Origin of the sequence: uncultured Bradyrhizobium sp., assembly GCF_947648125.1 — a bacterium.
Taxonomy (GTDB): domain Bacteria; phylum Pseudomonadota; class Alphaproteobacteria; order Rhizobiales; family Xanthobacteraceae; genus Bradyrhizobium.
In genome coordinates this window covers 42,959-55,128 of the sequence record NZ_CANSMR010000039.1, presented here as the reverse complement: position 1 = coordinate 55,128, position 12,170 = coordinate 42,959, and the positions used below count along the sequence as shown (strand labels likewise).

Here is a 12,170-nt window from a genome sequence, read left to right as displayed (position 1 = left end):
AGATCATCGGGCTCGCCAATGCCGGCCTCGACACCACCAACTCGATCAAGCAGGCCGCCGAGTTCGGCATCGTCAGGGGTGGCCAGAAGCTCGCCGGCCTGCTGATGACGCTGTCGGAGGTGCACGGTCTCGGACTGGAGGCTGCCCAGGGTCTCGTGCTCACCGAGGGCTTCTACTGGGATCACGACGACGCCTCGCGTGCCTTCAGCGAGCGCTTCATCAAGCGCACCGGCCACATGCCCAGCATGATCCATGCCGGCACCTATTCGGCGACGCTGAGCTATTTGAAGGCGGTGAAGGCCGCCGGCACCAAGGATAGCGAGGCGGTCGCCGCGAAGCTGAAGGAGCTGCCGGTCGACGACGCCTTTGCCAAGGGCAAGGTGCTCGCCAACGGCCGCATGGTCCACGACCTCTATCTGTTCGAGGTCAAGAAGCCTTCGGAATCGAAGAAGCCCTGGGACTATTACAAGCAGATCGCCGTGGTGCCCGGCGACAAGGCGTTCTTCACCGCCAAGGACAGCGGCTGCCCGCTGACGAAGTGACGCGCATTTCCACGGTGGTGTCGTCCTGGCGAAAGCCAGGACCCATTACCCCGACTGGATGTGTTGCACCACGCTGTGGCCATCGGATTGCCCATAACCACGCCCTGTGGTTATGGGTCCTGGCTTTTGCCAGGACGACGGGAGTGGTTGCGGCGCGATCGCGCCTTCAATGCGCCAGCCGCCAAACCGCGCCGCCGATCGCGCCGACCCATAGGATGATCGAGGCCACCGCCTGGATCGCAAAACCTCGGCTGCGCTTCGCCACCGCCTCGCGATAGCCGATGAAGTAGACGATGCGACCGATGACCCAGAGCGCACCGACCGCGGCGGCCGCGGCATCGCCGATATAGATCGCAAACAGCCACAGCGACGGCAGGAAGATCGGCATCCATTCCAGCGTGTTCATCTGGATGCGGAAGATGCGCTCGAAATCCGGATGGCCCGAGATCGCCGGCAGCTTGACGCCATAGGTGGCGCGGGCGCGCGCGACCTGTGTCGAGGTGAAGAAATAGAACGCGACTGCAAGGCAGGTGACGATGGCCGTGTAGTGGTACATGTCTGGCGTGTCCTCTTGTTTCATTGGCCCCGATGTCATGACGGGGCGGCAGCGACCGGTGTGACTGGCTGGACGATTTTGGCCGCGCCGATCTTCTGTCGGCGTTTCAGTACCCGGTCATCTCAAGATAGCCGATTCCCGCGTGGCTGCCCGAAAAGCGGATCGGACCTTCCCAATAAGGGAAGCTGGTCCCCATCCAGGCCTTCGGATTGACCGGCGTGGTCTCGATGGCAAGGCCGCGCGCCGGAAGGGTGACGCGCCATGACGTCGGCAGCTTGCGGCCGTCGATCTCCGATGTCGCAACCGGCGCAATGCTGTTGCCGCTGGCCGCGATCTCGGCTGAGCGGCCGTCCGGCGTGAACCAGTTGCCGAACAGTTTTTCGCGGCCATCCTTCTGGCGCAGCCGGTACAGCATCAGCTTCTCGTCGCCGGGCAGATGCAGCGAGAACCAGTCCCAGCCGGTTTGATCCGCCGCCAATGGCTGGCTGCTCCATTCGCGATCCATCCAGGCCATGCCCGTGACGTCCACCGGTCTGTCGTCGATCGCGATGCGGCCGGACGCCTTGTAGAACGGCTGGCTGTAGTAATAGGAGGCCTGTCCACGATCCGACTTGCGGCTGTAGCCATGGTCGCCTTGCAGCACCAGCGGGCGGTCGGCGTCGAGGCGGAGCGCGGTGCTGAAGTCGGCGGCCGAGGCCTTCAGTTCGAGCGGGGCGACGCGCGGCGCATCGAACGGGTCGATCCCGCGCATCTCCCAGGCGTCGATCCAGGCACGGAACGGCGTGGTTTCGACACCGGCCTGCCCAACGCCGCCGCGCGCAAAGGCTTCGCTGAAGCGATGCGTGGTGGCGCTGGTTACGGCGGCGTGCCCCATCCAGACCTGCTGGTTGGCCCAGCCCTCGCTGGGGCCGCCCGGCTTCATCGCCTGGCGGAACAGCGTCCATTGCGCGCCATAGGCGGCGCCATTCGCGTCGGAGAGATTCGCCGTCACGTACCACCACTCGATCCGGAATTCCGGATGTGGGCCGTGATCGATGGGGAATACGAACGGCCTGCCCGGCGTGACCGCGGCAAAACCTTCGGCATTCTCGCCGAGCCCGGCAAAGCCCTGCGCAAGGCTCTTGCCGCCGAGCGCCAGCGCCAGCGCACCGCCGGCAAAGGCGCGGCGCGTGATATCAGCGCTAGCGGCGACCGCATGTGGTATGGACCGGCGCATCCGCAACCTCACTTCACCTCTCCCGCTTGCGGGGGAGGTCGCCGCGCGCAGCGCGGCGGGTGGGGGCTCCTTCCACCATGTGACTTGTGGAGATACCCCCACCCTGACCCTCCCCCGCAAGCGGGAGAGGGGAAAGAGTTTCTTTGCGGTCGCTGATTGCCCTCATCGCGTCTCAGCGCTCATTGACGAAGATCCTGATCAGGCTGGCGGGCTGCATCCGCGCCAGTCTAGCGACCGGCAGCGCCGCCGCACAGAAGGCGGCGGCGAGCGCCACCGCGAGTAGCTCGATCAGCTGCAACGAGAAGACGTGGAACGGCAGCCGCCAGCCGAAGGCTTTCACATTGACGATCGCAAGCAGGCACCACGCGACCAGGAGGCCGAGCGGCAGCGCGAACAGCGCGGTGATCAGCGCGACGGCCATGGTCTTCAGCAGTTCGAGCGCCGCGAGCCGCCGCCGCGTCAGGCCGATCGCCCAAAGCGGCGCAAGCTGCGGTAGTCGCGAATTGGCCAGCGTCAGCAGGCTGGTCAGGAGCGCGATGCCGGCGACGCCGAGCGTGAAGGCGTTGAGCGCCGCGGTTACCGAGAAGGTGCGGTTGAACACCCGCTTCGATTCCCGCTTCATCGTCGCCTGGTCGGCGACGTTGCGGTCGTCGAGGCCGAACTTCCCCTGCAACGCCGTGATCAGCGATGCGATCTTTTCCGGCTCGACGCGAAGCCCGATCCGGGTCTGCGGCGTTTGCGGGAAGCGCCGGGTCAGCGCGGCGAAGTTGACCGCGATCTGGCCCTTGGGGTTGCCGTAATCGGCATAGATGCCGACGATCTCGAGCGGCCAGTTGCCGCCGGGGGCGGGCACCTCGATATGATCGCCAATCGCAAGCTTCATCCGCCGCGACAGCTGCTCGCTGACCAGACAGGTGTCGCCGGGACGCAGCCTGACCCACGCATTGGACGCGCTCTCGAGCAACGGCCAGTTGTCGTGATAGGTGGCGTGGTCGGGCAGGCCGAGCACTTCGATCGGCGCGCCGCCGAATTGGGTGTCGGCGCGGCCGCCGGGCAGGATCGCCTGAACCTCCGGCCGATCGCGCAGCCACGCCTTGATCTCTTTCGCCTGCTGATCGCTGGCGGCGCTGATGTAGACGTCGGCGGCGAGGCGCCCGTCGAGCCAGACCAGGAAGGTGCGGCTAAAGCTTTCCACCATGGTACTGACGCCGACATTGACCGCGAGCGCGAGCAACAGCGCCATCAGCGCCAGCGACAAGCCTGAGAGCTGCTGGCGGCTGTCGGCCCAGAACCAGATGCCGACCGGCGCTCGCGCGCTGCGCTGGCCGAACGCGAGCGCGATCTGCAGCACCATCGGCAGGATCAACGCCGCGCCGAGCATCAGCGCGGCCAGCACCGCAAAGCCCGCGATCAGGGAATCGCCAAACTGAATCAGAGCCGCGGCGACCGCAAACACCGCGAGCGCCGCAGCGCTCTGGAACATCAGCCAGCGGCGCTGCGCCTGCTGCCAGGCCTGCGGTTGCGCCGTCGCCAGCACCGGCATCCGGATCGCCTTGGCAAGGCTCGCGGCGGCGGCTGCGAGCGCACCCAGAATGCTGATGGCGATGCCGGCGAACCACCAGACGGGTTTGAGCGAAAGCTGCCCGGGGATCTGCGCGCCATAGAGCCCGCGCAGGGACGCCGCGACATCGGGCAGCAAGGCCGCCGCGATGAAGTAACCGCAGACCAGGCCAATCAGGCCGGCGACCAGCGCCAGCGACACCAGCTCGATCACCAGCACGGTGTTGAGCAGCCGCGCCGAGACGCCGCAGGCGCGCAAGGTGCGCAGCATCGGCAGCCGCTGCTCGAAGGCGAGGCCGATCGCGGAATTGACGATGAACAGGCCGACGAAGAACGATAGCAGGCCGAATGCAGTGAGGTTGAGATGGAAACTATCGGTCAGCCGTTCGAGGTCGCTTTCGGCGCTCGGCTCGACCAGACGAAGCTTATCGCCCGCCACGCTTTCCAGCGTTGCATGCGGTGCTTTGGACTTGCCGACCAGCAGGCGCGACACCTGGCCGGGCATCTTCAGGATGTCCTGCGCGATGCCGATATCGACGACCAGCGCGCCGGGTGCGAGCTCGGCCTGCACGCGCAGCGGCGGCAAGGTCGTGCCGTTGGCCTGCGGCCGTTCACCCTCCTTGAGGCCGAGATCGCGCAGCGTTTCGCCCGCCACCAGCATTTCGCCTGGCGGCGTGACGAAGGATTGCAGGCTGCCGCGTCCGACCGCCGGTGCGTTGCCGACCTCGGATGGCAGCGTCACCGGCTCGACGCCGAGCAGGCGAAAGCTGCGGCCGTCGATCTGGACGCGGCCCTCCAGCATCGGCGACACCGGCCAGCCGGCGCGGCGCAGATCGACGAATAGTTGCTGCGGGAAGGTCGCGCTGTCGCGGCTCACCAGCATGGCGGTGCGCGAGCCGCCGAAGGTCGCGGCGGCGCGGTCATAGGCGATGCGGGCCTGCTGGTTCAGCGCCTGCACGCCGCTCCACAGCGCGGTGGCCGAGATCAGCCCGATCAGCAGGGTTGCGAGCTGCATCGGATGCCGCCGCCAATGGCTGAGCAGCACCGCAAGAATCCACAACGCCCGCCTCATGCGATGATCCCGGCATGCAGGGTGACCTGGCGGTCGAGCGTCGCGGCAAGCCGGGCGCTGTGCGTGACCATCAGGAAGCCGCAACCGGTACGCGCCACCAGATCGCGCGCCAGCCGCAGCACCTCGTCGGCGGTGTCCTCGTCGAGATTGCCGGTCGGCTCGTCGGCGAGCAGCAACAGCGGCTTCGGCGCCAGCGCGCGGCCGATCGCGACGCGCTGCTGCTGGCCGCCGGACAATTGCTCGGGATAGCGTTTCAGGAGCTGCTTGAGCCCAAGGCGCTCGACCAGTTCATCATGCCAGGCCGCATCGTGGCGGCCGGCGATGCGTGACTGGAAGACGAGATTGTCCGCAACCGTCAGGCTCGGGATCAGGTTGAACTGCTGGAACACGAGACCGAGCCGGTCGCGGCGCAGCTCGGCGCGGCCGGCATCGTTGAGGGCGGAGACGGTGATATCGGCAAGCCTGATCTCGCCGCTGTCGGCGGCGTCGAGCCCCGCGATCAGATGCAGCAGCGTGCTCTTGCCGCTGCCGGATTCGCCTGATAGCGCCACGCTCTCGCCGGTCGCAACGGCCAGATCGACGCCGCGCAGTACCGCGACGTCTTCACCGGCAGAGCGGTAACTCTTGGTCAGGCCGGTGACGCGAAGCACCGCGGCGGTCTGGTCAGATGAAGCGATGGCCGTGCCTCACTCAAGGCTTCTGGTATTTCAGGACGAACTCGTCGATCGGCACCGGTGCCTTGAAGACGGGAATGTCCTTCGGGTCCTCCGCATGATGCAGGAAATCGCCCTCGGCCACCAGCTTGAAGCCGGCCGCCTCGATCTCCTGCTTCAGGGTGCTCTCCTCGATCCGGTGCAGCGTCTTGGCGACGCTCGTGCCTTCGCCCGCCTTGGCCGAGTGGTCCGCGATGACGAGGAAGCCGCCGGGTTTGAGCGCGGCGAACATCTTCTTGTTCATCGCGGCGCGGTCCACCGGCAGATAGCTGATGTCGTGATAGAAAAAGAACAAGGTGATCATGTCGAGGTTGTTGACCTCGGGCGGGATCGGGTCGTCATAGTCGCGCACCACATGGACGACGTTCTTCGTCGCCGGCGCCTTGGCGCGGGTATCGAATTTATCCTTTACGAAGCGCTCGAGCACAGTCGCCGAGTCCTGCGCGTAGACCTTGCCCGACGGGGCGACGGTGCGCGCCAAGAGTTCGGTGCTGTAGCCGGCGCTCGCCGCCATGTCGAGGATGTTCATGCCGGGCTTGACGCCGGCAAAGGCGAGCATCTTGGCCGGCTGGCGGCGCTGGTCGACTTGACGATCCGCATCGCTGCGATCGGGCGCGGCGACAATCGCCGCATAGTCGGGAGCGGCGGCGTCCTCTGCGCGGACTTTAGGCACCGCGAGGAGCCCGGCGGACACAAGCGCAGCGCAGGCGGCCGCGCGAAGGATCGATCTGTTCATGAAATAACCCAACCTTCAATAACCTCGGCTTTTCGTTAGCCCGAGCATAGCAGCCAGCCCATGACAGATCACCGCTTCACTGGCCGCGACGACGCGATCGTGATCGGGCGCGCCTGTCCGGCCATCGTGCCGCGCCGGCCACAGAACCTGAGGAAATGCGGTGTTGCGTTGCGCGGCGAGGCGTGGCTAGCATCCCGGCGGGGCCGATCTTACGAGCCAAAAAACGAAACGACGGGGAGCCAGACATGACGACGCAACCGACGCCCAAGGGGATGTCGAAGGGGACGCCCAAAGGCGCCTGGCAAATCACCTTCCTTCTGTTCCTGTACATGGTGGTGAACTTTGCGGACAAGATCGTGGTCGGGCTTGCCGGCGTGCCGATCCGGAAGGAGATGGGTCTCACCCCGGAGCAGTTCGGCGATCTCGGCTCATCCTTCTTCTATCTGTTCTCGATCTCGGCGATCGTGGTCGGCTTCATCGTTAACCGCGTCGACACGCGTTGGGTGCTGCTGATCCTGGCGGTGATCTGGTCGCTGACGCAATTTCCGATGATCGGCACCGTCAGCCTCACGACGCTCACGATCTGTCGCATCATCCTCGGCGCCGGCGAGGGACCGGCCTTCTCGGTCGCCGCGCACGCGATCTACAAATGGTTTCCGGACGAGAAGCGCACGCTGCCGACCGCGATCCTGTCGCAGGGTTCGGCGTTTGGCGTGATCCTCGCGGTGCCGGCGCTGAACTGGATCATCGTCAATCACAGCTGGCATCACGCCTTCGGCGCGCTTGGCATCGTCGGCCTGCTCTGGACCGTTGCCTGGTTCGCGCTCGGCAAGGAAGGGCCGCTGGTGTCGACGGCTGCCGTTGTTGCCGATGAACCACGGATTCCCTACTGGAAGCTGCTGACGTCGCGCACCTTCATCGGCTGCGTGGTCGCGACCTTCGGCGCCTATTGGGCGCTGTCGCTTGGGCTGACCTGGTTCACGTCCTTCATCATCGAAGGGCTCGGCTTCTCGCAGCAGCAGGCCGGCTTCGTCTCGATCCTGCCCTGGATCTTCGGTGCGACGATCGTAATCCTGACCGGCTGGATCTCGCAGCTGATGCTGGCGCGCGGCTTCACCACCCGCGGCGCGCGCGGCGTGCTCGGCTCGGTGCCTCTGATCGTCGGCGGCGCCATTCTTGCAATGCTGCCCTATGCGCCGCCGGGCGCGCTGATGATCGCACTGCTGGTGATCGGCTCCGGCCTGTGCGGCTCGATCTATGTGGTGTGCCCGCCGATGCTCGGCGAGTTCACGCCGGTGTCGCAGCGTGGCGCGATCATCGCGATCTACGGCGCGCTGTACACGATCTCGGGCATCCTGGCGCCGACGGTGATGGGCAGTGTGATCCAGCACGCCGCCACGCCGATGGCCGGCTACATGTCGGGCTTCACCATCAACGCCGCGATCATGGCGGGCTCCGGCCTGCTCGGATTGCTGCTGCTGTGGCCCAACACCGAACGCGCGCGGCTGACCGGCACGTCGCAGCCGGCGGGTACGATCAAGGGCGCGATGTCGCCGACGTAAGGGGGCACGCTGCTTCGACCCTCCCCTGGAGGGGGAGGGTCGCTGAGCATGTAGCGAAGCGGAATGCACAGCGGGGTGGGGTGATCTCTCCATTCGGGCACTGCCCGTGTTGAGAGGTCACCCCACCCCGTCTCACATTTCGCTGCGCTCAATGTGATCCGACCCTCCCCCTCCAGGGGAGGGTACGCCGTTGCGCTGGTCTCAGTTCAATCCCCGCGCGCCGCGCACCAGCCTGCCGGGCCGCGCGCCGGTGGCCTTGCCTTCGCGCTGGGTCACCACGCCGGAGACGATGGTGGCGTCGTAGCCGTCGACCTGTTGCAAGAGACGGCGGCCGCCGACCGGCAGGTCGTAATGCACCTTCGGCGGATGCAGATGCAGGTGGTCGTAATCGATCACGTTGACGTCGGCCTTGAAGCCCGGCGCGATCACGCCGCGATCAGTGAGGCCGACCGACAGCGCGGTCTTGCGCGACTGCGCCGCGATCACGAACGGGATCGAGAGCTTCTCGCCGCGGCTGCGGTCGCGCGTCCAGTGCGTCAACAGATAGGTCGGGAAGCTGGCGTCGCAGATGATGCCGCAATGCGCGCCACCGTCGGACAGGCCCGGCACGGCGCTCGGCTCGCGCAGCATCTCGTGCACGGCATCGAGATTGCCGTCGGCATAGTTCAGGAACGGCACATAGAGCATGCCGCGGCCCTCGTCGGTCAGCATCGCGTCATAGGCGAGCTCTTCCGGCTGTCGGCCCTGGCGGCGCGCCTGTGGGCCGAGCGCGTTTTCCGGCGGCTGTTCATAGTCCGGCGGATTACCCAGCAGATACATCTTGTCGTAGTTCGGCCGGAAGAACAGCGGATCGTCGGTCGCCGTCGCGGTTTCGCTCAGGATCGCGGCGCGCACTTCGGGCCGGCGCAGATGCGTCAGCCGTTCGGCCAACGGCAGCCTGGCGATTTCGCGATAGCTCGGATGGGTCTGGAACGGGTTGCGCGACAATTCGAGCCCGAGCAGCAGCCCGACGGGGCGCGCCGCGATCTGGGTCGTGATCGACAGGCCGCGGGCGGCGGCTTCATTGATGGTGTCCATGGTCTGCCGCCAGCGCCGCGGCGCCTTGTCGGCCTGGGCAACCGAGAACGAGATCGGGCACCTCGTGTTCTCGGCGACCCGCAGCATCATCGGCAAATCTTCATGCACGGTGCTCTGGTCGAGCACGAACTGCAGCACGCTGCGGCCGACGCGGTGCATCGCGCCGGCGATCGCCGTCAATTCATCCTCGCCCGCCTTCAGTGTCGGCGTGTAGTCGCCGGTCGAGGTGCGGTGGTTCAGCGTACGCGAGGTCGAGAAACCCAGCGCGCCGGATCGCACCGCATCACCTGCGAGCGCAGCCATCGCCTTGTTGTCCTCTGGCGTCGCGGGATCGCGGCGCGCGCCGCGCTCGCCCATCACATAGACGCGCAGCGCCGCGTGCGGCAGTTGTGCGCCGATGTCCATGTCGAAGCTGCGCTTCGACAGCCACTCCATGTAGTCGGGGAAGCTTTCCCACGCCCAGGGAATGCCGGCGGAGAGCACCGGCTCCGGAATGTCCTCGACGCCTTCCATCAGCTGGATCAGCCTGTTGTGGTCGCTCGGCCGGCACGGCGCGAAGCCGACACCGCAATTGCCCATGATCGCGGTCGTGACGCCGTTCTGCGATGACGGCGTGATGTCCTGGCTCCAGGTCACCTGGCCGTCGTAATGGGTGTGGACGTCGACGAAGCCGGGCGCAACGAGCTTGCCGCGCGCGTCGATCTCTTCCTTGCCTTTTGCAGAGACCTTGCCGACTTCGGTGATCGTGCCGCCCGAGATCGCGACATCGGCCTCATAGAGGTCGCCGCCCTTGCCGTCGGCGATGTTGCCGCCGCGGATCACGAGGTCTGGGGTCGAGGTCATGGCGTTTCATCCCGGGGCTGTTCTTGGTTGTTGGCATCATGGGTGAGCCCTTGATGCTGTCAACCATCGCCGGTGAAGCTCTGGGATGCGCTGGCAGCGATTTGCCAGCGGGGATCGAGTGTTGCCGCCGCGCGGAAAATTTGTTCCGCCGGGGAAGCCAGTGCGTGCCTACCGCGCGCCGAAGAAGGATGTCTTCTGGGTTTCCTCGGCCTGCAGCCTGGCGCGCACCCGCATCAGGTCCTTCCAGCCGATGTAGCCGACGAGGCGCTGATCCTCGCGCGAGATGACAGGCAGATGCGAGACGTTGACCTGCATCAGGCGGTCGGCGAGCCGGTCGAGATACTCGTCGGGATAGGCGACGGTGATCTTGCTGCCCGCCAGCAGCTGGTTGAGCGTCGCAGTGCGATGCTTGCCGGCGCGGCGCCAGCGCAGCACGGACGGCGGGTCGATCACCCCGAGCACGTGATGGTTGGCATCGACGACCGGGAAGCTCGGGTGACCGGTCTTCGGGTTGGTCAGGAAGGCTGCCGCGCCGTGCAGCGTCATGGTGTCGGAAACGGTTTCGACCGCCTTGGTCATCACGTCGCGCACGCGTGTCAGCGCGAAGGGATCGACCCGGTACTCGCGCACCAGATGGTGGCCGCGCCGCGCGACCTTCTCGGTCAGGATCGAGCGCCGCATCAGCAGCACCGTGACGCCATGCGCGGTGCCGCAGGCCGCGATCAGCGGCAGCAGCACATGGGTGTTGCCGGTGAGCTCGACCGCGAAGAAGGTCGCGGTCAAAGGCGATCGCATCGTGCCGCCCATCGTCGCCGCCATCGCCAGAAGTGCCCAGAAGCCGGGGCTCGCCGCCGGCAGGTAGCCGCTCAGCGCGGTCCCCATCGCGCCGCCCATGATGAGCAGCGGCGCCAGCACGCCGCCCGACGTGCCCGATCCCAGAGCGACCGACCAGATCACGGCCTTCACCACGAGCAGCAGCAGCGCGGCTTTCAGCACCACCTCGCCGTTCAGCATCGAAGCCAGGTTGTCATAGCCGACACCGAGCGCCTGCGGTTCGATCAGCCCGCCGAGGCCGACGACCAGGCCGCCGATCAGCGGCCACCACATCCAGTGGATCGGCAGCTTGAGGAAAATGTCCTCGCAACCATAGACCAGCTGGGTGAGCACGCCGGACAGCAGCCCGGAGAGGATTCCGATCAGCATCCAGGCGCCGAGCTGGAGCACGGAGATGTCGACGCTGCCCGTGAACGGAAACAGCGGCGCGGGCATGTGCAGGAAGGTGCGCCCGACCGCCGCCACTACGGCGGCGACAGTCACCGGAATGAAGCTGCGCGGCGTCCATTCGAACAGCAGGAGCTCGACCGCGAGCATGATCGCGGCGATCGGTGTTCCGAACACCGTGGTCATGCCGGCGGCGGCGCCGGCCACCAGCAAGGTCTTGCGCTCGTTGTCCGTCACCGGGAGCATCTGCGCGATCAGCGAGCCGATCGCGCCGCCGGTCATGATGATCGGGCCCTCGGCGCCGAACGGACCGCCGGTGCCGATCGACACCGCCGACGACAAGGGCTTCAGGATCGCTACCTTGGGATCGAGTCGCGAACGGCCGAGCAAAATCGCCTCGATGGCTTCCGGAATGCCGTGGCCGCGGATCTTCTCGCTGCCGAAGCGCGCCATCAGGCCGATGATCAGCGAGCCCGCGACCGGCACCAGCACGGTCCAGAGCCCAAGCGGCGAGTCCTGCAATTTCAGGTCGGCGAAGCTGAACTGGCCGAAATAGGCGATGTTGGTCGCAAGCTTGATCAGCTGCAGAAGTCCCGCACCGGCCAGCACGCCGGCGGCGGAGACGAACACGGCGATCGCCGAGATCACCACGACGCGCGGATCGGTGGTGAAGTCGCTCAGCAGGTGGCTGGCCTTGTCGGTGATCTTAGCGTTGGTTTTGGCGGAGGCGCTCGATTTGGTGGAAATGACGCTCATGGGCGGCGTAAGGCTCGGGTGACGTGGACGCGGGCGTCATATCGTATTGCGATATAATTACAAGCGGGAGCGATCGAATAGCAGCGTTGAAAGGACCCCCGAAATCGCAAGGCAAGGCCCGAAAGCGGGTTGCGATCAAGGCCGATCATCTCGCCGAACTATCTGCGGTTCATCTCGACGAGCTGTCGCGGATCGAGCCGCTCTTGAAGCAGGTGTTGTCGCGGCGTTCGGAATGAATTCCTGCTACGCATAACGCTTCAGCGCGCTTCTCGCGCTTGGATGGCGGTGCGGCAAAATCCAACTTAGAAGGGTGAGT

10 protein-coding genes are annotated in these 12,170 nt (G+C 66.2%); 3 read left to right on the top strand and 7 right to left on the bottom strand.

Annotation, left to right across the window (positions count from 1 at the left end; all coding sequences use genetic code 11):
- On the top strand, positions 1–542 hold a 542-nt coding region (locus Q0030_RS37060; protein ID WP_298378937.1), incomplete at its 5' end, for an ABC transporter substrate-binding protein.
- 166 nt (positions 543–708) lie between these two features.
- Here Q0030_RS37060 and Q0030_RS37055 read toward each other — a convergent pair.
- From Q0030_RS37055 to Q0030_RS37035, 5 genes are all read right to left on the bottom strand, one after another.
- Entirely contained in the window at positions 709–1,098 is a 390-nt protein-coding gene (locus tag Q0030_RS37055; RefSeq protein WP_298378934.1) for an MAPEG family protein, read from the bottom strand.
- A 106-nt stretch (positions 1,099–1,204) separates the two neighbouring features.
- A complete protein-coding gene (locus Q0030_RS37050) occupies positions 1,205–2,314 on the bottom strand; it encodes a lipocalin-like domain-containing protein (RefSeq protein WP_298378931.1) in 1,110 nt (369 codons plus the stop codon).
- Positions 2,315–2,486: 172 nt separating this feature from the next.
- Entirely contained in the window at positions 2,487–4,946 is a 2,460-nt protein-coding gene (locus Q0030_RS37045) for an ABC transporter permease (RefSeq protein WP_298378928.1), read from the bottom strand.
- A complete protein-coding gene (locus Q0030_RS37040) occupies positions 4,943–5,596 on the bottom strand; it encodes an ABC transporter ATP-binding protein (protein ID WP_298378925.1) in 654 nt (217 codons plus the stop codon). Before Q0030_RS37040 ends, Q0030_RS37045 begins: the two co-directional genes overlap by 4 nt.
- A gap of 40 nt (positions 5,597–5,636) precedes the next feature.
- Positions 5,637–6,395, bottom strand: coding sequence for a class I SAM-dependent methyltransferase (locus tag Q0030_RS37035; protein WP_298378922.1), 759 nt, complete (start codon positions 6,393–6,395; stop codon positions 5,637–5,639).
- 245 nt (positions 6,396–6,640) lie between these two features.
- Here Q0030_RS37035 and Q0030_RS37030 point away from each other — a divergent pair, with 245 nt between their 5' ends.
- Positions 6,641–7,957: an MFS transporter gene (locus tag Q0030_RS37030; protein WP_298378919.1), complete on the top strand. Its 1,317-nt coding sequence runs from the start codon at positions 6,641–6,643 to the stop codon at positions 7,955–7,957.
- Between the two features lie 201 nt (positions 7,958–8,158).
- Here the strand turns inward: Q0030_RS37030 and Q0030_RS37025 are convergent, their stop codons facing one another.
- Positions 8,159–9,877: an amidohydrolase family protein gene (locus Q0030_RS37025; protein ID WP_298378916.1), complete on the bottom strand. Its 1,719-nt coding sequence runs from the start codon at positions 9,875–9,877 to the stop codon at positions 8,159–8,161.
- A gap of 168 nt (positions 9,878–10,045) precedes the next feature.
- The gene (locus Q0030_RS37020; RefSeq protein ID WP_298378914.1) at positions 10,046–11,854 is read right to left on the bottom strand and encodes a chloride channel protein; all 1,809 of its coding nucleotides are present in this window, start codon (positions 11,852–11,854) and stop codon (positions 10,046–10,048) included.
- A gap of 86 nt (positions 11,855–11,940) precedes the next feature.
- Between Q0030_RS37020 and Q0030_RS37015 the strand changes: the two genes are divergently transcribed.
- Positions 11,941–12,090: a hypothetical protein gene (locus tag Q0030_RS37015; protein WP_298378911.1), complete on the top strand. Its 150-nt coding sequence runs from the start codon at positions 11,941–11,943 to the stop codon at positions 12,088–12,090.
- Positions 12,091–12,170 lie beyond the last annotated feature (80 nt).

Bases quoted from the DNA above. Each gene is read 5' to 3' on its own strand.
- Q0030_RS37055 (WP_298378934.1), bottom strand. From the start codon at position 1,098: ATGTACCACTACACGGCCATCGTCACCTGCCTTGCAGTCGCGTTCTAT.
- Q0030_RS37050 (WP_298378931.1), bottom strand. From the start codon at position 2,314: ATGCGCCGGTCCATACCACATGCGGTCGCCGCTAGCGCTGATATCACG.
- Q0030_RS37045 (WP_298378928.1), bottom strand. From the start codon at position 4,946: ATGAGGCGGGCGTTGTGGATTCTTGCGGTGCTGCTCAGCCATTGGCGG.
- Q0030_RS37035 (WP_298378922.1), bottom strand. From the start codon at position 6,395: ATGAACAGATCGATCCTTCGCGCGGCCGCCTGCGCTGCGCTTGTGTCC.
- Q0030_RS37030 (WP_298378919.1), top strand. From the start codon at position 6,641: ATGACGACGCAACCGACGCCCAAGGGGATGTCGAAGGGGACGCCCAAA.
- Q0030_RS37025 (WP_298378916.1), bottom strand. From the start codon at position 9,877: ATGACCTCGACCCCAGACCTCGTGATCCGCGGCGGCAACATCGCCGAC.
- Q0030_RS37020 (WP_298378914.1), bottom strand. From the start codon at position 11,854: ATGAGCGTCATTTCCACCAAATCGAGCGCCTCCGCCAAAACCAACGCT.